23 protein-coding genes are annotated in these 26574 nt (G+C 35.5%); 5 read left to right on the top strand and 18 right to left on the bottom strand.

Annotated features, from left to right (window positions below; genetic code table 11):
• Positions 1 to 146: 146 nt before the first annotated feature.
• The 6 genes from MKX78_RS17725 to sppA form a co-directional block, all read right to left on the bottom strand.
• Positions 147 to 1136 (bottom strand): class I SAM-dependent methyltransferase, encoded by a 990-nt coding sequence (locus MKX78_RS17725; protein WP_095372281.1) that lies wholly within the window; start codon positions 1134 to 1136, stop codon positions 147 to 149.
• 272 nt (positions 1137 to 1408) lie between these two features.
• Positions 1409 to 1909 carry a thiol peroxidase gene (gene tpx, locus MKX78_RS17730; RefSeq protein WP_095372280.1) on the bottom strand — a complete coding sequence of 167 codons (501 nt, stop codon included), beginning with the start codon at positions 1907 to 1909 and terminating at the stop codon, positions 1409 to 1411.
• A 181-nt stretch (positions 1910 to 2090) separates the two neighbouring features.
• A complete protein-coding gene (gene ytfJ / locus MKX78_RS17735) occupies positions 2091 to 2546 on the bottom strand; it encodes a GerW family sporulation protein (RefSeq protein ID WP_341051747.1) in 456 nt (151 codons plus the stop codon).
• 20 nt (positions 2547 to 2566) lie between these two features.
• Positions 2567 to 3262, bottom strand: coding sequence for a DUF2953 domain-containing protein (locus MKX78_RS17740; RefSeq protein ID WP_095372278.1), 696 nt, complete (start codon positions 3260 to 3262; stop codon positions 2567 to 2569).
• Between the two features lie 227 nt (positions 3263 to 3489).
• On the bottom strand, positions 3490 to 4011 hold the full coding sequence (locus MKX78_RS17745) for an RDD family protein (protein ID WP_095372277.1): 522 nt from the start codon (positions 4009 to 4011) through the stop codon (positions 3490 to 3492).
• 17 nt (positions 4012 to 4028) lie between these two features.
• Positions 4029 to 5039 (bottom strand): signal peptide peptidase SppA, encoded by a 1011-nt coding sequence (gene sppA / locus MKX78_RS17750; RefSeq protein WP_307316836.1) that lies wholly within the window; start codon positions 5037 to 5039, stop codon positions 4029 to 4031.
• A 172-nt stretch (positions 5040 to 5211) separates the two neighbouring features.
• On the opposite strand from sppA, the gene MKX78_RS17755 reads away from it, so the two are divergent.
• Positions 5212 to 6009: an NAD kinase gene (locus MKX78_RS17755; RefSeq protein WP_322910341.1), complete on the top strand. Its 798-nt coding sequence runs from the start codon at positions 5212 to 5214 to the stop codon at positions 6007 to 6009.
• 228 nt (positions 6010 to 6237) lie between these two features.
• Here MKX78_RS17755 and rarD read toward each other — a convergent pair whose 3' ends face one another.
• The 5 genes from rarD to hutG form a co-directional block, all read right to left on the bottom strand.
• Positions 6238 to 7167, bottom strand: coding sequence for an EamA family transporter RarD (gene rarD / locus MKX78_RS17760; RefSeq protein WP_095372275.1), 930 nt, complete (start codon positions 7165 to 7167; stop codon positions 6238 to 6240).
• A gap of 76 nt (positions 7168 to 7243) precedes the next feature.
• Positions 7244 to 8833: an amidohydrolase gene (locus tag MKX78_RS17765; protein ID WP_341051750.1), complete on the bottom strand. Its 1590-nt coding sequence runs from the start codon at positions 8831 to 8833 to the stop codon at positions 7244 to 7246.
• A gap of 113 nt (positions 8834 to 8946) precedes the next feature.
• Entirely contained in the window at positions 8947 to 10533 is a 1587-nt protein-coding gene (gene mbcS / locus MKX78_RS17770; RefSeq protein ID WP_095372273.1) for an acyl-CoA synthetase MbcS, read from the bottom strand.
• A 305-nt stretch (positions 10534 to 10838) separates the two neighbouring features.
• Positions 10839 to 12044 carry a sodium/glutamate symporter gene (gene gltS, locus MKX78_RS17775; RefSeq protein WP_095372272.1) on the bottom strand — a complete coding sequence of 402 codons (1206 nt, stop codon included), beginning with the start codon at positions 12042 to 12044 and terminating at the stop codon, positions 10839 to 10841.
• Complete coding sequence (hutG, locus tag MKX78_RS17780) at positions 12041 to 13009, bottom strand: formimidoylglutamase (RefSeq protein WP_341051752.1); 969 nt, start codon at positions 13007 to 13009, stop codon at positions 12041 to 12043. Before hutG ends, gltS begins: the two co-directional genes overlap by 4 nt.
• Before the next feature lie 154 nt (positions 13010 to 13163).
• On the opposite strand from hutG, the gene MKX78_RS17785 reads away from it, so the two are divergent.
• Positions 13164 to 14048, top strand: a complete 885-nt coding sequence (locus tag MKX78_RS17785; protein ID WP_307316827.1) for a LysR family transcriptional regulator — start codon at positions 13164 to 13166, stop codon at positions 14046 to 14048.
• A 53-nt stretch (positions 14049 to 14101) separates the two neighbouring features.
• On the opposite strand, the gene MKX78_RS17790 is transcribed toward MKX78_RS17785, so the two are convergent.
• The 3 genes from MKX78_RS17790 to MKX78_RS17800 form a co-directional block, all read right to left on the bottom strand.
• The gene (locus MKX78_RS17790; protein WP_066191274.1) at positions 14102 to 14302 is read right to left on the bottom strand and encodes an alpha/beta-type small acid-soluble spore protein; all 201 of its coding nucleotides are present in this window, start codon (positions 14300 to 14302) and stop codon (positions 14102 to 14104) included.
• 117 nt (positions 14303 to 14419) lie between these two features.
• A complete protein-coding gene (gene thiI, locus MKX78_RS17795; RefSeq protein ID WP_224935750.1) occupies positions 14420 to 15625 on the bottom strand; it encodes a tRNA uracil 4-sulfurtransferase ThiI in 1206 nt (401 codons plus the stop codon).
• Entirely contained in the window at positions 15625 to 16767 is a 1143-nt protein-coding gene (locus tag MKX78_RS17800; protein ID WP_307316820.1) for a cysteine desulfurase family protein, read from the bottom strand. Before MKX78_RS17800 ends, thiI begins: the two co-directional genes overlap by 1 nt.
• A 380-nt stretch (positions 16768 to 17147) precedes the next feature.
• Here MKX78_RS17800 and brnQ point away from each other — a divergent pair, with 380 nt between their 5' ends.
• A complete protein-coding gene (brnQ, locus tag MKX78_RS17805) occupies positions 17148 to 18491 on the top strand; it encodes a branched-chain amino acid transport system II carrier protein (protein ID WP_095372267.1) in 1344 nt (447 codons plus the stop codon).
• A 184-nt stretch (positions 18492 to 18675) separates the two neighbouring features.
• Here the strand turns inward: brnQ and ezrA are convergent, their stop codons facing one another.
• The gene (gene ezrA / locus MKX78_RS17810) at positions 18676 to 20373 is read right to left on the bottom strand and encodes a septation ring formation regulator EzrA (RefSeq protein ID WP_307316816.1); all 1698 of its coding nucleotides are present in this window, start codon (positions 20371 to 20373) and stop codon (positions 18676 to 18678) included.
• A 309-nt stretch (positions 20374 to 20682) separates the two neighbouring features.
• On the opposite strand from ezrA, the gene hisJ reads away from it, so the two are divergent.
• Entirely contained in the window at positions 20683 to 21489 is an 807-nt protein-coding gene (gene hisJ, locus MKX78_RS17815; RefSeq protein WP_322910344.1) for a histidinol-phosphatase HisJ, read from the top strand.
• Here the strand turns inward: hisJ and refZ are convergent.
• Positions 21475 to 22116 carry a forespore capture DNA-binding protein RefZ gene (gene refZ, locus MKX78_RS17820; protein ID WP_095372264.1) on the bottom strand — a complete coding sequence of 214 codons (642 nt, stop codon included), beginning with the start codon at positions 22114 to 22116 and terminating at the stop codon, positions 21475 to 21477. The genes hisJ and refZ overlap by 15 nt on opposite strands.
• 178 nt (positions 22117 to 22294) lie before the next feature.
• On the opposite strand from refZ, the gene MKX78_RS17825 reads away from it, so the two are divergent.
• Complete coding sequence (locus MKX78_RS17825; protein WP_095372263.1) at positions 22295 to 22774, top strand: GAF domain-containing protein; 480 nt, start codon at positions 22295 to 22297, stop codon at positions 22772 to 22774.
• Between the two features lie 60 nt (positions 22775 to 22834).
• On the opposite strand, the gene megL is transcribed toward MKX78_RS17825, so the two are convergent.
• Both megL and MKX78_RS17835 read right to left on the bottom strand, forming a co-directional pair.
• Entirely contained in the window at positions 22835 to 24022 is a 1188-nt protein-coding gene (megL, locus tag MKX78_RS17830) for a methionine gamma-lyase (protein WP_307316808.1), read from the bottom strand.
• 287 nt (positions 24023 to 24309) lie between these two features.
• On the bottom strand, positions 24310 to 26166 hold the full coding sequence (locus MKX78_RS17835; RefSeq protein WP_233435210.1) for a sensor domain-containing diguanylate cyclase: 1857 nt from the start codon (positions 26164 to 26166) through the stop codon (positions 24310 to 24312).
• Positions 26167 to 26574: the final 408 nt, after the last annotated feature.

A 26574-nucleotide genomic window follows, 5' to 3' on the forward strand; every position in this document is an offset into this window, starting at 1 on the left:
TAGTTAAATTCGGAATATTGTATTACATAAAAATAAGACTTCATTATTACATGTCTGAATAATTATAATCGTATACTAATGAAGTTTATAATCTGCAAAAATGAAAAAGGACCTCGGTATTTTTTACCGAAATCCTTTCATCATCATTAGGAACCTTTGTTTTCTCTAATCCAATTACTCACTTTTGTTAAGACACGATCAACGTCATCTGCTTTTGACAAGGATGGCAAATTAACAAGTAATGATTCTTTTGGAGGTTTGACAGCTTCACCTTTTTTCTGAAGGATAAATATACTTTTAGCTGCTTGTTCATTTTTGAATAAATTCAATGGTAAATGTAATAAACCTTGAATAATTGCGTACTTCTTCAAAAAGTCATGTAACTTTGGTGCTTGTGGACTTTCAAACAGACCGTTAGGAATTAATAAGAACAGAAATCCGCCCTCTTTTACATGTTTAAAGCTTTGTTCTATAAATAAGTGATGGGCATAAGCATGACCTTCATCAGCTTTAAGCTCATAATCTTGCGCGCGTAAATCGTTTGGATAATAGCCAACTGGTAAATCACTTACAACCACATCTACTTCATTAATGAATAATGGCTCTAAGCTATCTTGATTGTAGAAGCGGATAGGATGCTCCTGCCAGTTCGCATTCACATAAGCAAGTTTAATTAAGAGATCATCAATTTCCACACCTGTTGCTTCTACCATTTTACCAGATTGTGCATTCATCACTGTTGTGATGAGGTTACCGGTTCCAACCGCTGGATCTAATAAGGAGAAAGAAGATTGATCAATAAACTTATTAACTAAATAACCCATTAACAATCCAATAGAATCTGGTGTCATTTGATGGTTAGGTTGAACATTTTCTTTCATGCCTTTAAGAATAGCCAGTTGAAATCCCTTTCTTAAATCTTCTTTTTCAAATTTACTTATATGAAAGGATTCATAACTTTTCTCAAGACGCTTAGTTGTCAGTTCGCTTAGTTCCTCTTGAAGTATTGCTCCTTGAAATACATTTTCTCCCGTTTCTGCTAATGCCTCAAGATATGTAACATTTAATTCTTCCTTCAATAACTCAGCCGTTTCATTTAATAATGTAAACACTTCTTCCACCGGCAAAACTTTCATTGTTCATCATCGCTCCCGTTCCTATACTCTATCTCCTTATTGTACCTAGCTTTATAACCATTCACAAGTAATGAAGTTTATTTCATATTTTCTAACAAATTGATTTCAATAAAAAACGAAGTAAAACATATCATGTATAGCTTTTTACTGGGGGAGAGGTGCAAAGAGACAACTGATAGGACAACGAATTGGTGAGAGAAGGATTGTACTAAAAAGCACAAGCAACTTCTGAAAATGATTCAGAAACTGCTCGTGCTTATTATTTATCCTACTTACTTTGCTGATTTTGCTGCTTCAATTGCCGCTTCATAGTTTGGATGATCTGTTCCTTCTCCAACATATTCTACATAAACCACTTGGTCATTAGAATCTACAACAAATACCGAACGAGCTAACAAACGAAGCTCTTGCATTACAACACCATACGCTTCACCAAAAGATAAATCTCTATGATCTGAAAGAGTTTGCACATTTTCTAATCCGGAAGCAGCACACCAGCGTTTTTGAGCAAATGGAAGGTCCACACTAACGGTTAATACCTCTACATTATCTAGTCCAGATGCTTCTTCATTAAACTTTCTTGTTTGTGCATCACAAACGCCTGTATCAACTGAAGGAACCACACTAATTAAACGGATCTTCCCTTTTGTATTAGCTAGAGTAACTTCAGATAAATCATTGGCTAAGACAGAGAACTGAGGCGCCTGATCCCCAACTTTCACTTCACTTCCTAGCAGTGTAACAGGATTCCCTTTAAATGTAACTGATGCCATCATTACTTCCTCCTTTATTTATAAGTATGTACGTTTAAATGATAGCTTTTCAGAATCTTTTTTGCAATTGAAATGAATCCAATGAAAAAAAAGACAGGCATAAAGAAAAATCCGAACGATTCAAACCTCCTACAGTCGAATTTGAATATTGTTCAGATTTTTAATTGAGAAACATATTTGTTTAAAAGTCTAGATTATTTTTCTCATAATGCTCTTTCTCATTAGATGATTCTTCTTTATGGTCCTTTTTATTAAATAAATGTTGGATTTTATCTACTGCTTGAGGTGCTAAATCTAAGATCTTTTCATATAGATGAGTGCTCTCATCTAAGTGAACCATTTTTACTTCATGAGAGTTAACGATAAGAAATGCGATTGGTGTGATAGAAACACCTCCACCGCTACCTCCACCAAAAGGATGACCCTTGGATTCACCATTATTGCTATCTTTTTTGCTTGCATCCATCATAAACTCCGAGCCTCCAGCAGCAAAACCAAAGCCCACTTTTGAAACTGTAATAATCACACTGCCATCGGGTGTTTCTACTGGGTCACCAATTATCGTATTTACATCTACCATTTCTTTCAGGTTTTCCATTGCAGTTGTCATCAAGCCTTGTATTGGATGATCAGACATTCTCAATCGCCCCTTCTCATCTAGTATGTTTTAGGTTTATCACCTGATAAAACAGAAAGCTGACTCGTCTTAAAATGAGCTTTGCCACCTTTCCAAAATTTAATCAGTTTAAATCCTGCAAGCATAGCATGCCCGATACGAAATTGAATCATACATATAAAAGAGGTTTGGGCAACCGCAAATTGAAACTGTGGAGAAATAGCAATATCCGGTCTTGTCTTTAATTTCATATAATGGCTTAACACACCAATTATACTTCCTTTCACAGACCAAAACCCACCAGTTAAGACACCCGTTACCGCTGCATTACCTACACCAATAACTGTATGCCAACGCAGCTGACGAACAATGACCTTACTCATGAAATGACGAATAATATGATACAGAGAAACAACATGCTTTAAGAGCTCATCCATATCCTTAAAACTATTTAACAAATCTTCTGCAGTTATATTCTTCGAGTCCTCTTTCGTCTCTCCTCCTGATGCTGTTTTTTCTTCCTTTATTTTAATTTCAGCATTTTGCGGGTCAACTTCCATCAAAGGTATATCAATTGTATACTTAAGCCATTTCCAAAATTTTAACTTTATACTGAGGTGACTTTGTTTATCATAATGATAAAAGTGAACAGTAATGGAGAGTTTTGAAAATAATATAACTAAAATAAGAAGTAAAAATAAAAGAATAAGACCAGCAATTATGATGAACCACACCATATAAGCACCCCTGCCTTTCAAGCAATTAGTATGGTCATTTTTACCTTTTGTTAAACTTTAAAACCAATTAATATGGGGTATCATATAAAATTTTTCAAAATAGCATTCCTTAACTTTTAAGCTTGGATAAGAAAATATGATTCTGCATCAATCTCATACACTGATTATTTCACATAACAAAAAAGCCATCCCTTAAAGGAATGACTTTTATATGCCTAGCTATTCAATTATCTCTCATGGACAACTGTTGTATCAGCAAACAGGTCATGTATGCCCTTCTTTTTTGGATGAAAGGCAACGACAAGGTAAGGAAGCATCATCACTGTACCTGAAATGAAGCGACCAATCCACTCTCTAAAAAGAATCGTTCCCCAGGAAAGCTTGCCTCCGTCTATTTGAATGACTCTTAAACCGAATACCATTTTTCCTAAAGTTTGCCCGAGGTATTTCGTCATAAGAACAAAATACAAATAGAAGGTCAACGCGGTTGCAATGGCGACAGCAGAAAAGTAAGATGAGTTATTTAAAGAAACATCTAACGCTCTAAAAACAGGGTAAATAAGGATACCATTAATGCTACCAATAATGATCCAATCTAATAAATACGCCCAAAACCTCATCCAAAACCCCGCTAACCGATATTCTTCAGTCATTGTTATCAATTGCCCAGGTTGTTCGGAAAGCACCGCTTCTTCAGAACCTTCTTGTTGGAACAATTCCTTATTTTTTGGTTCGTCTTGATTATGCATCCTAAAGCGCCTCCTTTCTATTCAGCATATAAATACATTAGGCGTGGGGAATTCGGCTGTGTAAGAAGCTTCATTACACCTTCCATTTGCAGATCATTCCCAGCAACTTTATTTGCTGCTACACTAAGAAATGAGCCAAAACCAACATTATCGCTATATTGAATAACAGCAGCGTCTTCTAAGCCCACATCGTTTTTCATCTCATTAATAACATCTTCTGCATAGCCTAACCCGTCAATCAATTGATTATCTAATGCTTGGCGACCATCATAGATACGACCATCTGCTAGTTCACGGACTTGATTTTCTGACATCTCTCGCCCAGAAGCAATCACTTCTACGAATCCTTGATAAGCATTATCTATCATATCTTGTAAAATATTTTGTTCTTCTTTAGTCATTTCTCTCGTTTGACTCATAATATCTTTAAATTCGCCACTTTTAATTGTATTAAATTCAATGCCTATCTTATCTGCAAGCTCAGTAATATTCACCCCTTGCATGATGACACCTAATGATCCTGTCATTGTATCTGCACTAGCGAAGATTTTTTCCGCCGGAGCTGAAATATAATACCCACCAGACGCAGCCATAGAACCCATAGAAATATACACAGGTTTATTCGCCTCTTCTTGAATTTCAACAATTTTATCGTGAATTTGCGCACTCTCAACAACGCCCCCACCTGGTGTATTCACTTTTATTACAACACCTTTAACAGTGGAATCATCTTTCACATGGTTTAATAATTTCATAAAACGATTGTGGTTATATGTAGAAGTTGCTAATAATGAGCCACTCTCACCCGTATCCTGAATCGTCCCATTTAAATTTAATACAGCAATTTTATTTAAAGAGTCTCCTGTTTCGATCATTTCTTCAGTAAAAGAATCTTCGCCTGTGGCCATCAAGTTTGAAAAGGTATCTTCAAAATTCGTTGACGCCAAGTTAGACATGAAATTAATTCCTACCGAAAAAACAAATAAAACAGCAGCAATTCCCAAAGCAGCCCATCTCTTTGCTGTCATTCCATCATTCCTCCTTTGAATTATACATCATCTTCCCATAGAATAAGAATGGAGAAGAGTAGGTTATCTCTTCTTATGATAGCAAAAAATGTCACTTCTTCAAATCATAAGCACCTTTATTCATTCTATCTTTCCAACACATTTTTTATGAAACATTAAAGGAGGTTTTTTCATGCATCAACGACTTTTATATTTCTACCATAAACAAGACGCCGAAACACTTGTAATTGTTGAAAATTTAAAACAACAAGCAACCCATCATGGATTCACTATAGTAACAGATCCGAGAGAAGCGACCATTATTGTTAGTATTGGAGAAGATGGGGCTTTCTTACAAGCAGTAAGAAAAACGGGATTCCGTGATGATTGTCTATACGCTGGAATTTCGACACATGGGCCATTAGGTATTTACTGTGACTTCCAATTAAATGAGCCTTCGAAAATGCTAGAAGCAGCACAAAACGAAAATATAGAAGTCCGTAAATATCCCACAATCCAAGTTACAGTTGATGGTGAAACCTCATTTCAGTGTTTAAATGAATTCTCCATCCGTTCTAGTATTATCAAAACATTAGTGATGGAAATCTATATTGATGGTCAATTATTTGAAACATTCCGTGGAGATGGAATGATTGTTTCCACTCCTACTGGTAGTACCGCTTATAATAAATCTGTCAACGGTGCAATTGTAGACCCCATGCTACCTTGTCTACAAGTAAGCGAGCTTGCCTCTTTAAATAATAATAAATATCGCACACTAGGTTCTTCATTTATTTTAGGAGAGCAAAGAACCTTAACATTAAAGATTACACACGAGGGAAATGATCACCCTATCATGGGGATGGATAATGAAGCGTTAAGTATCCAGCATGTAGATGAAATAAAAATCACCTTAAGTCCACACAGTATAAAAACCGTTAAGCTAAAAGACAACTCCTTTTGGGAAAAAGTGAAGAGAACCTTTTTATAAGAATTGTCAGGACAACAAATAAACGCTATGTAATAAGTGTTTGAATCGAATGGTAATATCGAAATGAAAAGCCGTTGAAATTTTATAATCTTAAAATTTCAACGGCTTTATTCAAAATGGTATACACAATAGTTAAGTTTGCATCCACCAACTTAAGTGACCTTTATTTAAGAAAATTGCCGATATCTAAGGAAAAGATATTAGACAAAGGTGATATCAGCCGAATCTTCACATTCCTATTTGTTTTCCTCTGGCTATTTTACTTTCCCATAATAAAACCCACTTTGTACGGGATAAAGAATAGATAGTCAGCGAAATCCATATAAACAAAAAGGATAAGAAATGTGCTTTGGAGAAATATTCACCATATACAAACACACCTAAAATAAGCATGATTGTTGGCGCAATGTATTGTAAAAACCCTACCATTGAAAGGGGTATTCTTTGGACCCCGTTAGCAAAAAGGAGTAATGGTACGGCTGTTGCTACTCCAGCACCTATTAACAATAAATCTAAACCTACATTTTCATTAAACAGCATCTGTCGTTGCTGCACAAACAAACTACCCATATATAGTAAAGCAATGGGTGTAATGACCATCGTTTCAAGTGTAAGACCAATGGCTGCATCTACTTTTACCATTTTTTTCGCTAACCCATACAGTGCGAAGGTTAAAGCAAGTAAAAAGGAAATCCAAGGAAATGAACCATACGAAACTGTTAAGATAATCACACCAATGGCTGCTAGGGCAAAAGAAACATATTGAGAAACAGATAACCGCTCTTTGAATACGACCATCCCTAGTAGTACACTAATCAACGGATTAATATAGTATCCCATACTTGTTTCAATAATTTGTCCATTATTTACAGCCCATATAAAGATAAACCAATTCGCACTTACTAATAGAGAAGCTATAATTAATCCGTACAACTGCTTCTTTGTTTGCCATAGTCCTTTTACAACAATCATAAAAGCACGCAACTTACCTAATAATAGTAATAGAATCAGCATGAAAACAAAGCTCCAAATGACCCGGTTAGCAAGTGTTTCTAAAGCACTAACCCCACCTATCAACTTCCAATAAATCGGCAGTATTCCCCATAACACATACGACAAACCTGCATAAATTACACCTTGCTTAACATCTTGCGCCATTTCCCATCCTCAATTCTTTCCATTATCGAAATAAAATGTATTATACGCCTAAAAGAATGGAATAGACAATAGTTTTTCAACTTTTTGTATAAACAATTTCCTCTGCCACCACAGTCATTTCTATAGAGATGTTGGGAATTTCTTGCACAGGAATGTTAAAGATATCTTCTTTTAAAATCGTAAAATCCGCTACAAACCCCTCTACAATCATCCCACGTTCATGCTCATGACTACATGCATAAGCACTTCCTCTCGTGTATAACCATACCGCCTCATAAGATGAAAGTGTTTGGTTGATATCATAAACGGTTTCACTCGGATCATTCACATTTGTTCTGGTAACTGCTGCATGTATACCTAGCAAAGGGCTTAGTGGTTCAATAGGTGCATCCGATCCACCTGCACATATTACACCCTCTTGCATAAGAGTACGCCAAGCATAGCACCATTTCATATACTCTTCTCCTATTCGATCAATTACCCAAGGAAAGTCAGATGAAACAAAACTCGGTTGAATATCAAGAACTAATGGTTGTTTTTTCGCTCGCTCAATCAGCTCTTCCGTTAATATTTGCGCATGGATGATTCGATCTCTATCTTTAGTATGTTGTGGATGTGCCTCTATTGCAGTTAAGGCCATTTCGAATGCTTGATCGCCAATCGCATGTATGGCAACAGGCATAGAATACGAACGAGCTTTCTCTACTAAGTTATTTAACTCCTCTTGTGTAAATATTGCTACTCCACTTGTTTCCTTATCATCTGCATATGGGTGACTTAATAAAGCAGTTCTTCCGCCAAGTGCTCCATCTGCAAATATTTTCATCGCACCAAATTCAATAAATGGATGTGGAGAAACCGCCTTCGCTTGCTGTTCATCGACCACCTCGTGATGAACGAGTAAGTGCGCTCTAAACGGAAGATTGCCCTCTTTTATCACCTTATTAAAAGTTTGATAGGTCTGTTCAAATCCACCGTAATAATTCAGGTCTTCTGTATGTCCCCCTGTAAGACCTAATCGGTGTGCATCACGAATAGCGGCTTTCATAGCCTTCAGCATATAAGCATCAGTTACTGACGGTATGACAGTTGTAATCAGCTCTTGTGCTTGATCCTTTAATAACCCATTCGGTTGTCCACCCTCATCTTTTTCAATTACACCACCTGAGGGACAGACTGTCGTTTTTGAAATGCCTGCAAGCGCCATTGCCATTGTGTTCACACTAATTGCATGCCTACATACTCGTTTAAGCATAACAGGGTGATCATTTACCCATTTGTCTATATCACTAGCAACGATAGGTTCTGCTTCATCCCAGAGATTCTCATTCCAACCCTCTCCAATAATCCACTCCCCAGGGTTGGCATCTTTACTATATTCTTTTAGAGCTTGTAAGCTCGCTTCTTTTGACGTGAATTGCGATAAATCAAGGCGAATAAGTTTTTCCCCATGACCAATTAAGTGCATATGACTATCAACAAAGCCTGGGAGCATTACACTACCTTTTAAATCCACTAATTTTGTCAACTCATGCTGATAGAGATGTCTCAACTCAGCTTCATTCCCTGTTGCAATAATTCGCCCTTCTCTTGTAAAAACAGCTTCAACATAATCATTTACTGCTTGCATTGTATACACTTTTCCGCCAAACCAAAGTGTTCCCATTCCATTTGACTCCTTTTATTATTTTTCTTCAGTATAACAAAAAAAGCATATTCTTCTATATCACTCAATATAAAAAAGACAGAAGATTTTTATTTTCTTCTGTCTCTTTATATTTAGTTTGCGGTCGTTTTTGAAGCCTCTTGTTTTCGTAACTCTCTTCTCATAATTTTTCCTGAAGTTGTTTTTGGTAAATCGCTGACAAATTCAATTTTTCGTGGATATTTATAAGGAGCCGTGAGCTCTTTTACATGATGTTGTAAACTTGGAATTAGATTAGCATCATTTTCATCGACGTCGTCTTTTAAAACGATAAAGGCTTTAACTATCAAACCTCTTACTTCATCTGGACTACCTACAACTGCACACTCTTTGACGGATGGATGCTTCACGAGGGCATCTTCAACTTCAAATGGTCCAATAGTATAACCAGAGCTAATGATAATATCATCACCTCGTCCTTCAAACCAGAAATACCCATCTTTATCCATTTTAGCTTTATCCCCTGTAATATAGTAATCCCCACGGAATTGCATGGAAGTTCTTTCTGGATCTTTATAATAATTCTTAAATAATGCTGGCGTATCAACATGAACAGCAATATCCCCTACTTCACCCACTGAACATGGCCTGCCGTCTTCATTAATGATCTCTACTCTGTTCCCTGGTGTTGGTTTACCCATTGAACCTGGTCTTAACCCCATACCTTTCGTGACACCTACAAGCAATGTATTTTCCGTCTGTCCATATCCGTCTCTTACTTCAAGCCCGAAATGTTTTTCAAAAATATCAATGACTTCTCGGTTCAAAGGTTCTCCTGCTGAAACAGCACTATGAAGCTTTGATAAATTATATTGACCAATACGATCTACTTTTGCCATTAAACGATATTCTGTCGGTGTACAGCAAAGCACATTCACTTCATAATCCTGCAAGAGCTGTAAATATTTTTCCGGTTCAAATTTTCCGTTATAAACAAACCCTGTTGCGCCTGATCCTAATACGGAAAGAAATGGGCTCCATATCCATTTTTGCCAACCTGGGCCTGCAGTTGCCCATACGGTATCCCCTTCCTCAATACCAAGCCAATGTGTAGCTGCAGTTCTTAAATGAGCAAATGCCCACCCATGGGTATGAACGACACCCTTTGGGTTGCCAGTTGTTCCCGAAGTATAGGAAAGAAAAGCCATATCGTCTTTCTTCGTTTCTACTATTTTAAACGACTCATTCGCTCTTTCCATTTCTTCATCTAAAGAAATCCACCCTTGCGCATTTCCTCCAATAATGAATTTTGGCAGATTTTCCGCTTCTTTTATCTCGTTGAATTCAGATACATAAGGTGCATAACTAATAATTGCTTTGACATCACCATGGTTAATACGATATTTTAAGTCTTTAGTTTTTAACATTTCTGAGCTAGGGATGACAACCATTCCTGCTTTAAGCGCAGCTAAGTATGTTTGGTAAGCTTCTACAAGACGAGGAATGATTACTAGAACAACATCGCCTTTTTCTAAGCCTTTATCCACGAAAACGTTTCCAATTCTGTTCGCTTTGTTCATTAATTGCTTATATGTAATTTCCTTTTTCTCACCCTGCTCATCTTCCCATTGAATCGCCAGTTTATCACTATTTTGCGCATAGTGCTCAACCTCTGAGACTAAGTTATAAACCTCGGGTGCTAATAAATCCTCTCGTTTCATCCAAAAATCTCTCCTTTTTCTCAAGATCTATGCGGAATTCAAGATGTCACTAATAATTATACTAAATTATTTAAATAATTAAAATAATTTATCTTTCTCTATCTCAATAGTTAGTTGATAAACACCAACTTCCCCTCTCTGAAATATGGGTAAATATCCCCCTTAACACTATCTTTTCTTTTTCACTTTAAATTCTCTTAATTACCAATATCTGAGTCCAAATTAAATTTATCAAAAAAAAACCGAGCTATATTCTCATCCCCTGAATGGAATAATTGCTCGGATTCTTCGTACAGTATGTTTGTTTAAGATAATAAATTGATGCTCGTAATGATAATCGGCATAGCAAAGACATCTATGAGAAAAGCCCCTACAATTGGTACAATTAAAAACGCTTTTGGGGATGGTCCATATTTCTCAGTAATGGCAGACATATTCGCCATCGCGTTGGGTGTTGCCCCAAGACCGTGACCCGTAAAACCACCGACCATTACAGCAGCATCGTAATCTTTTCCAAATAGCTTAAATAGAACAAAGATAGAGAACAATACGATAAAGACCACTTGAATAAATACAATGAATAGCATCGGAAGAGCAAGATCAGCAATTTCCCATAGTTTAATGCTCATCAGCGCCATTGAGAGGAATATACCTAATGTAATATCACCAATGAAATTGATTGATTTCATATCAATGATGCGTCCATTTACTTTATCGACAATATTTCTTACGATTACAGCAACAAACATTGCTCCAACATAGCTTGGTAATACAAAACCTGTTGCATTGGAGAATAACTCTCCTAATAATGATCCAACCGTCATACAAAAAGTAATAATGAGAACTTGTACCATAAAATGATTAGTAGAAGTTGGTGAATGATCTTTTTCCTCTTCTAATGTTGGAGCAATTTCACTGGCTGAATCACTTGATTGTTTAGGTGTTAATTTGTATTTATTGATTAAATACTTAACTGTCGGCCCCCCAACTAAACCACCAGCTATTAAACCAAACGTAGCAGCAGCTAATCCAGTGGATAGTGCAGACTCTATTCCTAATTCCTCAATGGTTCCGCCAAATGCCGTTGCAGCACCATGTCCACCTTCCATAGAAACAGCCCCCATCATGACACCTAGTAACGGTTCCAGACCAAGAGCGGTTGCTAGAGAAATACCAATTGCACTCTGACACAAGGCAAGTACGCCACAGGCAATCCAGTAGAAGATAAGTAGCTTGCCACCTAGCTTCACTAATTTAAAACTAGCCCCTAAACCAACCGTCGTAAAAAAGGTAAGCATAAAAATGCTTTGTAGTGATGTATCTAATTCAATGTTCATTAGCCCTGTTTGTTTTAAAATTAAAATAAGTAGAGCAAATAATAATCCGCCCACTACTGGTGCAGGTATACAATAACGATTTAACCATGTCACCTTTTTTATTAATACGCTACCGATTAACAAAAGGGCGACAGCAAGAAACAATGTTGAAATTGAATCTAAAGTGATGTTCATCTCTTTGTCCTCCTGTGAAATGCGCTGATTGCTTCACTCACCAATTGAGCTGCAACTGCTGCTGTTTGTCCATCTCTGTCTAATGAAGGATTAACTTCGGATATATCAAACGAAACCGTCTTATCATTATTTGTAACCAATCGAACAATTTCCCTTACCTCAAATGGAGTTAAGCCAAATGGAGATGGTGCACTTACACCTGGTGCGTAGGCAGAATTAACTGCATCCATGCACAGAGTTATCAGGCACACATCACATTCTTTAATAAAATTATTTATTACTTGTTTTGTTTCTTTTAAACCTTCCGCATGAATGGTTTCTTCTAGAATATAGGTTACACCTAGTTTGGAGGCAGTCTCGAAAAGAGAAGCAGTATTTCCTTGTTTTTGTATACCAAGGCATAAATAATTTGCATTTTCGTCTTGATCTAATATTTGTTTAAACATCGTACCCGATGACGGCGCTTCATCATATGATCGTAAATCAAAATGTGCGTCAATATTAATGATACCTAATTTCTTTTGTTTACCTATCGACTTCCTAACACCTAAATAATGACCGTAAAGTGTCTCATGACCACCACCTAATATGATAGGTGTAGATTTTTTATCGAGAATTAAGCGAACAAAATCCCCTAATTCTACTTGTGCTTCTTCCAACTGCTGACTATCACAAACCACATTACCAAAATCATAAATATTGGTATCAACATCATATGGAAAAGGTAATTTAGCAACTGCTTGTTTTATAGCATTTGGTCCCTCTTTCGCTCCTAGTCTACCGTTGTTTCTTCTTACTCCTTCTTCACATTCGAATCCGATAAGTCCATAGCTAGATATTTGCGTTTTATCACTCGGTGTGAGAAGATTTTCCGTTTTAATAACCTGATGGTATCTAAAACTCTTTCGATCTTCTAAAGAGTCAATTCTGCCTATCCATTGATCTTTCCTTCCTTGACTGTACATTGCGAACTCCCTCATTTTTATTAAATTTCTGAACTTTCTGTGTAGATACATTTAGAAACGTTTCGTATAAAAAAAGTATATAAAGAGTTATGCTATAATGACCAATACCAAATATATATATATCTATAGCTTTTAACTATAAGCAGGTGAAAAAATGGAAATAAGGAAATTAAAGTATTTTATTACAGTAGCTGATGAGCAGAGTTTTTCTAAGGCAGCACAAATTTTACATATATCACAGCCATCATTAAGTAATGCCATTATAAAATTGGAAAATGATTTAAAGATGGCGCTATTTAAACGAGATACAAGAAGCATTTATTTGACAGATATCGGAAAGGTTTTTTATCAAAGAGCTCTACATATAGTAAGACAATTCGAACATTTTCAACTAGAAGTTGCAGAAATGGCCGAAACAGGTGACGGTCATATTAATATTGGCATTATTGAATCTGCCAAGTTTTGGCTATTCAAAGTCATAAAGGAATTTAAAAATACCTATCCTGATATACACTTTCAATTTAATGAAGTACTTGGCCAAAAAGAAGTTATTTCTTCCATATTAGAAGGGGATGTTCATTTTACGATTACCAATCAGCCTATGCATAATCAATTAATAACTTCACACCCGCTTTATCATGAGCCTTTTATGTTAGCAGTTTACGAAACACACCCACTTGCTCGTAAAAATTCTGTAGAGCTCACCGATATTGCTAATCAGGCATTTATTATTAGTCGTGAGGGTTTCCAAACGAGAGGAGATGTGCTGCAAGCTTTTATGAAGGAACAGCTTTATCCAAAAATTGAATATGAAATCGAGCGCTTAGAAACTGCTTGTAAAATGGTTGAAGAAGGTTTAGGCGTGACTATTTTGCCTAAAAGCTATTTAGATTATAATCCTACACCTCATATTATTGGCTTGCCAATCACTTCTATTTTTCTTAATAGAACTGTTTACCTTGCTTATTTGAAAGACAGATCAATGACGCCTGCCATTCAAAAACTTTTAAACAAAATACGTCAATTTGAAGTTTTTTAAATATAAAAAAGGGCGAAGTGAGTACTCCGCCCTTTTGTAGCCATCATATTAAATTATTTTTGGTAACCACCTAATTGTTGTTCAGCCATTTGAACTAAACGTTTAGTGATTTCTCCACCAACTGAACCGTTAGCACGAGAAGTAGTTTCTCCACCAAGGTTTACACCAAATTCAGTTGCGATTTCGTATTTCATTTGATCAAGAGCTTGTTGTACACCAGGTACTACAAGGTTATTTGAGCTGTTGTTTGCCATGTGATTTCACCTCCTTGTGAGTATAGAATGTGTAGAATCACATGGCACTATGCAATAAATATTTGGTAATTGTTTCATTTAAATTTCTTTTTGTAATCTTTTTGTAATAAAGGTCGTTTAAAAAAGATCTTCCATCTCTTTTTCTATGTTTGAATTCGGCATAATAACAAGTTTTTCGGTATTTTCAACTGCTTTTTGAATATACGGCTCGAAGTCTGTATAGCTTTCAAAGTGTTGAACTTTTTCAAGCTTCGGCTTCGTTTTAGGTGATGAAGGTACAAATACGGTACAACAATCCTCAAATGGACGAATAGAAATATCATGCGTATCAATAGTTTGAGCTATGTCGATTATATCCGCTTTATCCATCATAATCAGAGGTCTTAAAATGGGTGTGCTAACCACCTCATTAATAGCATACATACTTTCCATCGTCTGACTGGCAACTTGCCCAAGACTCTCACCAGTAATAATGGATAATCCTTGATATTTTTCTCGTAGCGCGTCTGTTATTCTAAGCATTAACCTTCTTGTCGTTGTCATTGTATAGTTATCAGGAATTTGTTTTTGTATCAGCTGTTGTATTTCAGTAAAAGGAACAATATGAAGCGCCACGCCACCATTAATTCGAGAGAGCTTTTCCGCTAGATCAATGACTTTTTGTTTTGATCTTTCACTTGTAAATGGAGGGCTATAAAAATGAACAGCCTCGACTTCAATTCCTCTTTTCATGGATAAATACCCTGCAACAGGGCTATCAATCCCACCAGATAACATGAGCATACCTTTCCCACTTGAACCAGCTGGTAAGCCAACAGCTCCTTTAATATTCTCACATGAAATATAACTTGCTTCTTTTCTCACTTCAATAACTAAGTTTATACTTGGTTTTTTCACATCAACTGAGATAGAAGGCATATTTGTTAGTATATGTGCACCAAATGCTTGGTTAATACCAAACGTATCTAATGCAAAACTTTTATCTGCTCTTTTCGCAGTGATTTTAAACGTATCGCCTTCTTGATAAACCTTTTGAATTAATTGTAATGCCTTTTCCTTCATTGTATCTAAATCTTTTTCAACCTTCAAAACCGGACTAAAAGACTGGATACCAAAGACACCCTTTAATCTCTCAATAATCTCTTCATGTGGTTGGTCATTAAGCAGAACAAACATGCGATCTCTTTGCCCCTCGACCTTGATTTCAGGAAAATCATGTAGTACTCTCTTTACGCTTTTTCTTAATTTATCTATAAAATTTTTACGATTTCTTCCTTTAGTTGAAATTTCTCCATAACGAATTAATATTCTATCGTATTTCATTAAGCTTTCATTACCTTTCTCAGTTGAAATATAGTGTGTTTCACTTCATGAATAAACTTTTCTACCTCATCAGCCGTTGTATGATAACTTAAACTCACTCTAACAGCACTCAAGGCAATTTCTTCTTTTACACCCATAGCAAGTAATGTACTACTCGCTTGAGCATGTTTAGATGAACACGCACTCGTGGTAGAAATATAAATATCATTCTCTTCCAAGGCATGAACAAAAACCTCTGACTTAAAGCCTTTAACAGAGAAATTAAGAATATGTGGGGCTGTCGCCTTTATTGGCGTATGGATAATGACATCTTCTATTTCACTCAATGCTATTCTAATTTCATTCATTAAATGAGAAAGTTTAGAGCTAGAGTTGAAATAATCATTTGTCATCCTCAACGCTTTAGCCATCGCGACAATTCCACCAGTATTTTCTGTGCCGCTCCTTAATTCACTTTCTTGGTTACCACCTGCAAGGAGGGGCATTAGGGTTACTCCTTGTCGTAAATATAAAATACCCGAACCCTTTAGGCCATGAAATTTATGGCTTGACATTGTACATGCATCAATACCAAATTCATATAACTCCAGTGGGACTTTGCCTACTGATTGAACAGCATCGACATGAAAGAAAACCTTAGGATATTCTTTTAATAAAGTTCCAATAGCTTTAATTGGTTGAATGGTCCCTATTTCATTATTGACATGCATAACAGAGACAAGAATCGTTTCTTCCTTTATAGCTACTTGTAAATCATCTAGAGAAATTCTCCCATCCCCATCTACAGGTAGATAAGTCACTTCAAATCCTTCTTTTTCTAACTGCTTCATTGTCTCAATTACAGAAGGGTGTTCAATGGTTGTTGTAATTAAATGATTGCCACGATGCTGATATTGTTTAGCAATTCCTTTAATTGCCATATTATTACCTTCCGTACCACCTGAAGTAAACAGCAATTCTTTTTCTTTTACTTTAAGCAATTGTGCTATCTGTCTCCTCGCTTGTTGCAATAGTTTTTCAGCTTTCTCACCAACTCCATGGAGGGATGATGGATTACCAAAAAAGGTAGAAGAAACTTTTACAAACGCATCAATTACTTCTTTATATGGTTGAGTTGTTGCACTATTATCTAGATAAATCATTACGGCTCCTCCTTGAAGAACACTTATGCAATTTTTAATCATAGCATAATTTTCGCTTAGATAGAAATGTTATTTGTATAAAGACGAAATGTAATTTCACTATTTTGTAAAAACAAATTATTACGATACACAACCGAAAAAAAATTTGTGTATTAATACAGGTTTTGCTTTATAATTTTGGGTTTTTAATTTATAATGAAAATAATTGGTTTAAAAAAACTCCGAAAATCTATTCCTTTCAAAGTTTGCCACCGTTATTTCAATATACCCAAAATTACAACATTTTTATAATTCGACACATTTCGTCAAAACCATGGTACTATAGTTTCTGTTGAAAATTTTATAGTGACTATTGACGAGCGACTTAGGGGGTAAATTGTATGAATAATAACACACTTTCGTTCAAACAAATCTTTTCAATAGGTTTAATGCTCTTTGCTCTATTCTTCGGAGCAGGGAATATGATATTTCCACCATTTTTGGGACAAGAAGCTGGTACTTCTGTATGGGTAGCAATTATTGGTTTCCTAATTACTGGTGTTGGACTACCACTCATTGCTGTTATTGCCATTGCAAAATCTGGTGATGTACAGACAATGGCAAATCGAGTTCATCCATTGTATGGATTAATTTTTACTGTGGCAATGTATTTAGTCATTGGTCCACTATTTGCCATTCCTCGTACAGGAACAGTTTCTTATGAGATTGGAGTATTGCCGTTTTTATCTGAAAACGCTGCCAATTCAATTTGGCCACTTTTAATATTCTCAATTGTTTTCTTCGTGCTTACGACTTTATTAGCTATGAATCCAGGTAAGCTTGTAGATGTAATCGGTAACATTCTAACGCCACTACTATTAATTATTCTAGCTGTAATTGTAATAAAAGCGATTATTTCACCAATAGGAGACCCTCAAGCTCCAACAGGCGCTTATGTAGACAGTGCCTTCTTTAAAGGGTTTATTGAAGGGTACTTGACAATGGATACGATTGCCGCTCTTGTATTTGGTATTATCGTGATCAGTTCAATCAAAGGCTTTGGTGTTACGAAAAAAGCTTCAATTACAAAGATTTGTATTGCCGCTGGACTTATTGCCGCAGCTGGTCTAGCCATTATTTATGTATCACTTGCTTATATTGGTTCTACATCTCCAAATACATTAGGTGTACAACCAAATGGCGGTGCGTTATTATCAGTAGCCGCACAATTTTTATTTGGTTCTGCAGGTGGTTATATTCTCGGATTTGCGATCATTTTCGCTTGTTTAACAACATCTGTGGGATTAATCTCCTCTTGCGCAGCTTACTTTAATAAACTTGTACCAAGTATTTCATATAAAAAGTTCGTTATTATTTTCTCAATTTTTAGTATGGCCATTGCAAACGTCGGCTTGACACAATTAATTAATTTCTCAGTACCAGTGCTAACATTCCTTTATCCATTAGCTATTGTGCTTATCCTTCTCACACTAATAAACAATGTATTTAAAGGAGCATCTATTGTATATATTTGCGCACTCATTCCAACAGGAATCATTAGCATAATTGATGGATTAAATGCAGCTGGTCTTGGGAGCGAAGGACTAAATAACACACTTTCTATCTTGCCGTTATTTAGTGTAGGTATTGGATGGCTTGTACCTGCTATCATTGGTGCAATTGTTGGTTTTATTATCGCTTTCAATACAAACCCGAAAGAACAGTTACAAACTCAAGAAGATTAAAAAAAAAGAAATAGTCACTAAGAAAAGCGAAGGAAAAGGGGCCTTCGCTTTTTTCTTATTGCTATTCATTTCTTTTGAGTTTTGTTCAGACAGTCAGTGCACTAAATTAAGTTCGTAATCACTTATAAACGAATGAAACAACTATAGCAAGCGAATTCAAACAAAAAAAACTGATGTAGCCACATCAGTTTTTTTCCTCTTCATTTATCCAATCTTTAATTTTCTCTAACGCTCCTGGTTCTACTTCTTCAATCGCGGTTGCTGCCAGTTCAAGTGCTGCTTTGTATTCATAATTCCTAAAGGCAAGCTCGGCATTCGTAAATTTTTCCTTTAATTCTAGGTGACGACTGCGATATCTATTACCATATTGAATGACCTTTTCAGTTAACGAAAATGTCTCTATCATATCCTCCGTGTATTCAACTGCTTTCTCTACTGATATTAAGGCTATTTCCATATAATCGTTAACAGAAGCAATATTTAGTGGCTTTTCTTCGAGTCGTAAGATGACCTCTTTAATCTGATCGTTTGCTTCTTTCATTACAAATTTATATTCTTCTGGTAAACCCGGAATATTACTTTTTGATACTAAGCGAGCTACGTCACTAACCTGCTTTTTTAAATCATTAATTTTTTCCCTAGCTACCATTTCGTCTTTACGTAAAGCTTCTAATTTTTCACTAAAACGAGTTTGTTCCTCTTTTATCATATCTAATTCTTCTTTTACAGTTGTCAATTCTTCTTTTAAAACTGTATGGGGGACTTTTTGTTCCTTGATTTTATCTTCCAATACTTCATATCTTTTGATGGCATTAGTGAGTAGCTTCTGAAGTCTGTCCTGTGTATCACTTTCCGTGTCTGGTACATGATATGTATCGGAAATAACTCGCATTTCTTCTATTAAATCCATATGTCTTTCACTACTATCAATCAAGAGATCTTTCGCGTTGCTTTCTTCTTTAGAAACGAAGTGTTTCGCCATAACTTCCTTTTCTAGCTGTTCATATAAACTATCAATTCGTTCCTTAATTTCATCTTGGAGTTCAGAAGCAGCTTTCACGTTTATCTCTTCAACTAACTCAATTATTTTTTTAACTTCTTCTTCGATTTCAGTTATATTCTTTTCTACTTGGAGGTGTTCGAGTAGGTACCCTTGCTCTTTCATCTCCTCAAACCCATCCTTTAATTCTGCTAACTGATTAGGCAATTTATTATTGACTTCAACTAGTAATACAGGAATTTGATCTATATGATCATTCATTTCTTCCATCTTTTGATTTAAAGCAAGAACTAATTCTCGTGCCTCAAGATAGTTTCCTTCATTTGTTTTTTGAGTATATAACTCGAATTCATTATGCATTTCACCTAGCCTATTTTCGAGTTGTTCCCCCGGCTTGCCATAGGCATGACGTTGTGTTAGTAATCGCTTTTTATAATTGCGGTATGTATCTTTTAACGCTTCCATTTCGAGGCGGTTCTTTTCTTCACTTCCTACTAACTCTTTTAGCTCTATTAAAATCTGGTCGATTTGTTCCTCTACTAGGTTCAATTCCGCTTCAATTTTATTTAAGCTTTCCTTTGCTTTATTGAACCGATATTTATCTATGTATTCTTCCGCATCAAATAATGTCGTTTCAACCTCAGGAAGCTGTGATGTGACGATTTCGTCCCAAGCACTACGCCATTTTTCAAATAATTTTTCTGTTTGACCTGTCATATTTAGTGCCTTCACCTTCGATAATTCATCCAAAACAGGGCGATCTATAATTTCAAGCTTCCATGTCTCTAGTCGATCCACTTCCTTGAAGTATTTCTTCTTAAAAAAATACCCTGTAAAATAAATGCATATGAAAACTATGAGTACACCAATTACATATCCCATCTGTAAAGCCCCCTGTTCTGTTACCGAACCAAATATATATACTTAAATTAATCATTTTCTTGTTCATTTCAATGCTTTTATGATACCATGTAAACGACATTTTTTGACTATTATTTTAAGATTTTATTGAAATAATTGGACAAAATTCGTATAATCAATCTTTTTACATCTTAAATTGACCAGAAAAACTTCTATTTCCCCGTAAAAATAACTGAATAAAGTTAAATCTGCACGTATAAATGATTATTTTTATTTATCTCATATATCGCACGAAATAACAATTATTTCGCTATAAAAAGGAGCTTTCACGTGAAAAAAGATGGTCATATTCATACGCCTTATTGCCCTCATGGAACAAAGGATCATATGAAACATTATATTAATAGAGCGATAGAGCAAGGCTTTACTGATATCACTTTTACTGAGCATGCCCCTTTACCTATTGATTTTATTGACCCGGCGCCAGCCAAAGATAGTGCTATGAAAAATAGTGATATTGCCAATTATTTAGACGAAGTTGAGCAGTTAAAACAACAATATAAAAAGGAACTCAATATCCATATCGGACTAGAAGTGGATTATATTGAAGGGTATGAAGACGAAATAACGGCATTTTTGAATAAAATCGGCCCAAGTATCGATGACGCCATCTTGTCTGTTCATTTCCTAAAAGGGGAAAATGGTTATCATTGTTTAGATTATAGCCCTGATGTCTTCCAAGATATGATTAATGAATACGGGTCTATCGATGCCGTATATCAACATTATTTTCGTACAGTTCAAAAGTCCATCTTAAGCGACCTTGGTCAGTATAAACCAACGAGAATTGGACATATTACTTTAGTTAAAAAATTCCAAAAAAAATTTCCCGTTGAACAGGAATTTGAAAAGGAACTTAGTGATATTTTGAATGCTGTTAAAGACAAGCACTACGAACTGGACTATAATGCCGCTGGGCTCATTAAGCCGCTATGTCTTGAAAGTTATCCTCCTGCATCAGTCGCACAAAAAGCAATGAGTATGGGCATTCCACTTGTATACGGCTCCGACGCTCATCAAGCAAAACTTGTGGGATACGGTTGGAGTAAATTAAATTCCCAGTTACAAAACATTTAGCAATGTCACCTGCTGCTCTTTTGGCTCTTTTCTACAAACAAAATGATCAATCCAAGCATGAGTCTCACGTACATACTTCTCCACAAAATAACTTTCATGGGGAACAAGGTAAAGCACTTCTGTTAAGTAATGACTATTAAGAAACGGCATAGTAAGCAGACTCTTCCATTGTAGGATTAAATACGCCGTCGTGTTTAAGTAGAATTCTTTCGTCTTGAATCCTTGTTCAAAGATTCTATTTAGATAATACTTTTCCTTTGTTAAATAAGTGGACATAATTTCTCGGACCATTTGCGAATCGATCGACATTTCTCTAATAATCAGTCTCGTTAATTGCACATTTTCAAATTGGAAATAAAGGATATTTTCAGCAACGGCCTTTAGGGAATGTGTCGGTCCTCGGTCTAAGAGATTAAACCCTTTCTCAATTTCTTGAATATATGCTTCATAATATTCCGTTAAACATTGCTCTAACAAACCATTTTTATTACCAAAATAATAGGATATATTAGCAACATTTGTTTTTGCTTTACTGGCGATATCCCTGACAGATGTTCCATTAAACCCTTTATGGTTGAAGAGATAGATAGCTGCATCAATTATTGCCACTTTAGCATTTTCTTTCATGCGCTCTTTCGCCTCCCTATAACAAGATTTTTGTTCAAATATCCTCTGTTCTTGTTATAATAAATCTATTCTTGCATAAAAGAGATTTTCCTTTTATTAATTGTCGACAAAGTCTCCCCTTTTAACCTATTTTATGGCATAATACCTTAAATACTTAAAGAAAGCATGGTGATGTATGATGTTTAACGTCGAAAATTATCAAGGAAATAAAGAAGAAAATTATCAACTAGTAATTAAGCAACTTGCTGCATTATTAGAAGGTGAAAAAAATACAATCGCCAACTTAAGTAATGCTTCTGCCTTATTAAATCAATTTTTAGACCGTACAAATTGGGTTGGCTTTTATTTAATGGAAGACGGAGAACTTGTTCTCGGACCATTTCAAGGATTGCCCGCATGTGTAAGAATCCCAGTTGGTAGAGGTGTTTGCGGCACTGCTGCTTCTAGACAAGAGACGCAAAGAATTGCAGATGTCCATGCTTTTCCTGGCCATATCGCATGTGATGCGGCTTCTCAATCGGAAATTGTCATTCCTATCGTAAAAGATGGAACATTATTAGGTGTCTTAGATATTGATTCTCCTGAAAAAGACCGCTTTGATGAAATAGATGAAAAGATGCTAGAAGCATTTGTAAAAGAATTAGTGAAGTTCTTATAATTTCAAGAAATGCGAACAAATAAGGATATATACATTTGTTCGCATTTTGATTAGATGATGTTATTTGAATCGATTTAACGCTTCAGAGAGATCTGCTTTAATATCTTCGATTGCTTCTAATCCCACTGAAAGCCGTAATAAATTATCTCCAATCCCCATTTTTTCTCTCTCTTCTTTAGGAACGACAGCATGTGTCATCGTTGCCGGATGTTGAATTAAAGTTTCTGCATCACCTAAACTCACAGCCACTTTAATTAGACTTAGATGATTCATCAATGCCTGCGCTTCTTTTTGTCCTCCTTTAATTTTAAAAGAAATAAGCCCCCCGGGTTGCTTCATTTGTTTTGCGATAATCTTAGCTTGTGGGTGATCAGCAAAACCTGGGTAATAAACCTGCTCAATTTTTTCATGATTTCGTAAAAATTCGGCAAGAATAGTAGCTTGTTGACTGTGTCGGTCTAATCGAATAGCTAATGTCTTGATACCTCTTAATAATAACCAAGCATCAAAGGGAGATATAATACCACCTATATCCTTTCTTGTATGTCTCGCAATGTCGTCCATCCACACTTTTTTACCTGCCACAATGCCAGCAATGACGTCTCCATGGCCACATAAATACTTTGTTGCACTATGGATAACAATATCACATCCAAATGAAATTGGATTTTGCAAATAAGGGGAACAAAAGGTGTTATCTACTACAACAGGGATTTGTTTTTCTTTACCTATTGCTGCGACCATTTCAAGATCAACAATATCAAGCGTTGGATTAATCGGTGTTTCAATGTAAATACAAGTGGTTTCTGGTGTAATACAACTCATTAACTCTTCTCTAGAGCTCATAGTAGAAAACTGATGTGAAATCTGGTACTTTTCTTCTAATAAATGCAATAGACCATATGTGCATCCATATACTCCTTGTGAGCATAAAATATGGTCTCCCGCTTTCGTTAATGTCATTAACACAGATGAAACAGCTGCCATTCCAGATCCAAATGCTAATGCCGCTTCTGCCCCTTCTAATTCTGCCATTCGTTTTTCTAAGATCTCAACAGTCGGGTTCCCTAAACGTGAATAGACATACCCTGCTTCTTCAGAGGCAAACCTGCGAGCACCTTCCTCTGCACTTGAAAATGTAAATGTAGCTGTTTGAAATAAAGGTGGTATTAAACTGCCGTTATATAATTGACTATCATAACCAGAATGAATACATTTGGTCTCTATTCTTTTCTCGTTACCTTCCAAGGTTATCTCCTCCAGGATTATGATTGAAAACGCTTACAATAATAAAAGTACAAAACATTACCGTTTAAATATAAAAAAGATTCTTATAATTCAGAATATGCTACCACACAAGAATTTTCAACGATTATTATTATTTATCGGTGTCTAATTAAACAAAGAGGCTGGTATAAGTGGCGTTAACTAAATAGGATTGGGCGTTTGTGAACTAAGTGTCCAGTTTGGACATTAAAAGTTCTCATTCTAAACCCCATCTATTTAATTTCTATCCAACTAAACTAATCAACCTCTTAGTCTCTATCTTTTTCTAAAAAAACAACTTTATTTTTCCCTGCATTTTTCGCTTCATATAATGCTACATCAGCACGGTGAAATAAGGTTGCATAGCTCTCCTCTTCATTAGCTTTCCAATGTGACACTCCACAGGAAATACTCACATTTGGACTCGTTAATCGACTCACTTTTTCCTTTAACCTTCTAGCGATAGAAACACCGATCTTCGCATCTACATTTGGAAGATAAATCGCCAGTTCTTCTCCTCCCCATCTCGCGCCCACATCACTCGCTCTAATATGATGAATGATGATATCTGCTACTTGAATAAGAATATCGTCGCCGACTTGATGACCATATTCATCATTAATCATTTTAAAATCATCAATATCGATTAATATTAAAACACCTTTTTCATCACTTTTTAGTGAGTGTTCCACTTGATTATCCAAATAACTTCGTGAAAAAAGTTGCGTTAAGTGATCGGTTACGACTAACTTTTCTAATTCCTCTCTTAATAACGAATTCTTAAATGCAAGTGTTGTATGATGAATTAATGCTTGGAGTAATTTAAATGAATCAAACGGAAAGTAATAAGGCATAGGGTGCAAAATCACGACAAACCCCCACATATCCCCTAAGTTTCCCATTGGTACGGCCATAAGAGAACGGTAACTAGCTTTCATATAGGGAATCGTTAAATCGCCAATAAAGAGCGCATCTTTCTTCTCTAACATCAGTTTTTGCACATATGTTACAAAAGCTTTCGATTTCTTTGCAAAGAAGAAACTTGTGCTACCACTTAATGGAGTCCATTTTTCACCATCTTGAGACAAGAAAAAACCCACTTCTTCTGCATGAAATGATTTCTTTATTTGTTCTGTCATAAAATGAATCGTCTCTGTAAAACGCAAATCAGCATTTAATTGCTGTGATGTTTCATTTATAAATTGCAAATCACCAATTAATTGTTGTGACTGTTGATGTAATTGAATATTTTCAATGATTGCTCCTGTCATTTTCGCAATTAAACCAAAATACTTTTGATCTGCTTTAGGAATGGCATATATCCCTTTAGTAATCACTTGGAGAACACCATACACCCCCTGGCTTCCTAAAAAAGGAGCATATAGGACAATGTCAGTTGATGTTTGTTCTATTGTTACTTCGCCTGATACATACGCTTCAAGTGCGAGACTGTTTTCCTCCTGATAATCTAGATCCCTCACTGGTAATTGATTGATTTCTTCATAATCATGTGTCAACAATAAATAATATTGAAAAGAAGGATATAGCCTATCCAGAATTTTTAACATTTCACTTAATAATACGTCCAATTTTAATATTCTATGAAAACTAAAACGTTCGACAAATGCGAACAATTCCGTGTAATGCAGTTTTTCATCGTATAGCTCATTTATTTTACCTTTAAATAACACATAGGAACTCAAGACTTCTGTAAGCTCATTCATAAATGGTTGGCTCAACATAAATTGCTGATCCTCCCTTAGCAAAACCAAATACTCTGGTAAACCATCTAACCGCTGAAGGAAGAAGATGAGTAAGCATCCATCTTTACTCGAATAAGTTCCCTGTTTTTTATTAATATAGAATGGATGATCTTCACGATAAACCTCATCGATAGGAATAATAGCAGGTAAAGACAATAACTCAGCATGGTATTCTCCTTCAATGAGATATGCCCTTTTCCACTCATTTACGAAATAAAATCCCGCTGCTATACATCCTAAACTAGTAGCAACCTCTTTAACAAAATCATCAAATTGATTCTTAGAAATGTTCCCTTTATATATAAGGTCCAATATTTTACTTTTTATTTCTAGTAACGCTTTTACTTCATTTTCCTTATCCATAGTTATATCACCTATATTCAAAAGTGGTTTGTTTATCACCCACATTTTAGATAGAATATGTACTAAATCCAGATGTATAAAACAGACATAATTAATCGTCTCTTAAATGGTATGAAGATTGTCATTTTTATGACTTAACAAATGACAAAAAAAGATAATCACACTTAAATATATTTATTATTACACTTAGCTATTTTTTTCTATACTATAGTTCTTTTAACCTACTCCAAAACAGATACTTTAGAACTATATTATATCATATATTTTACAATATCAATCATTCTTTATTATAGTTTTTACTATGTTCATAAGGAATTGACTCATTTTCATTAATTGTTTTCAACTTACAACCTCGACATTGAAGATTACTGATTGACTACATATTACACTCAGCAAAACATTGACTTC

The organism is Cytobacillus sp. FSL R5-0569 (assembly GCF_038007265.1).
Taxonomy (GTDB): domain Bacteria; phylum Bacillota; class Bacilli; order Bacillales; family Cytobacillaceae; genus Cytobacillus; species Cytobacillus kochii.

Excerpts from the sequence above, each read along its gene's own strand:
- MKX78_RS17725 (WP_095372281.1), bottom strand. The coding sequence starts at position 1,136 with ATGAAAGTTTTGCCGGTGGAAGAAGTGTTTACATTATTAAATGAAACG.
- tpx (WP_095372280.1), bottom strand. The coding sequence starts at position 1,909 with ATGGCATCAGTTACATTTAAAGGGAATCCTGTTACACTGCTAGGAAGT.
- ytfJ (WP_341051747.1), bottom strand. The coding sequence starts at position 2,546 with ATGTCTGATCATCCAATACAAGGCTTGATGACAACTGCAATGGAAAAC.
- MKX78_RS17740 (WP_095372278.1), bottom strand. The coding sequence starts at position 3,262 with ATGGTGTGGTTCATCATAATTGCTGGTCTTATTCTTTTATTTTTACTT.
- MKX78_RS17745 (WP_095372277.1), bottom strand. The coding sequence starts at position 4,011 with ATGCATAATCAAGACGAACCAAAAAATAAGGAATTGTTCCAACAAGAA.
- sppA (WP_307316836.1), bottom strand. The coding sequence starts at position 5,039 with ATGACAGCAAAGAGATGGGCTGCTTTGGGAATTGCTGCTGTTTTATTT.
- MKX78_RS17755 (WP_322910341.1), top strand. The coding sequence starts at position 5,212 with ATGCATCAACGACTTTTATATTTCTACCATAAACAAGACGCCGAAACA.
- rarD (WP_095372275.1), bottom strand. The coding sequence starts at position 7,167 with ATGGCGCAAGATGTTAAGCAAGGTGTAATTTATGCAGGTTTGTCGTAT.
- MKX78_RS17765 (WP_341051750.1), bottom strand. The coding sequence starts at position 8,833 with ATGGGAACACTTTGGTTTGGCGGAAAAGTGTATACAATGCAAGCAGTA.
- mbcS (WP_095372273.1), bottom strand. The coding sequence starts at position 10,533 with ATGAAACGAGAGGATTTATTAGCACCCGAGGTTTATAACTTAGTCTCA.
- gltS (WP_095372272.1), bottom strand. The coding sequence starts at position 12,044 with ATGAACATCACTTTAGATTCAATTTCAACATTGTTTCTTGCTGTCGCC.
- hutG (WP_341051752.1), bottom strand. The coding sequence starts at position 13,009 with ATGTACAGTCAAGGAAGGAAAGATCAATGGATAGGCAGAATTGACTCT.
- MKX78_RS17785 (WP_307316827.1), top strand. The coding sequence starts at position 13,164 with ATGGAAATAAGGAAATTAAAGTATTTTATTACAGTAGCTGATGAGCAG.
- MKX78_RS17790 (WP_066191274.1), bottom strand. The coding sequence starts at position 14,302 with ATGGCAAACAACAGCTCAAATAACCTTGTAGTACCTGGTGTACAACAA.
- thiI (WP_224935750.1), bottom strand. The coding sequence starts at position 15,625 with ATGAAATACGATAGAATATTAATTCGTTATGGAGAAATTTCAACTAAA.
- MKX78_RS17800 (WP_307316820.1), bottom strand. The coding sequence starts at position 16,767 with ATGATTTATCTAGATAATAGTGCAACAACTCAACCATATAAAGAAGTA.
- brnQ (WP_095372267.1), top strand. The coding sequence starts at position 17,148 with ATGAATAATAACACACTTTCGTTCAAACAAATCTTTTCAATAGGTTTA.
- ezrA (WP_307316816.1), bottom strand. The coding sequence starts at position 20,373 with ATGGGATATGTAATTGGTGTACTCATAGTTTTCATATGCATTTATTTT.
- refZ (WP_095372264.1), bottom strand. The coding sequence starts at position 22,116 with ATGAAAGAAAATGCTAAAGTGGCAATAATTGATGCAGCTATCTATCTC.
- MKX78_RS17825 (WP_095372263.1), top strand. The coding sequence starts at position 22,295 with ATGTTTAACGTCGAAAATTATCAAGGAAATAAAGAAGAAAATTATCAA.
- MKX78_RS17835 (WP_233435210.1), bottom strand. The coding sequence starts at position 26,166 with ATGGATAAGGAAAATGAAGTAAAAGCGTTACTAGAAATAAAAAGTAAA.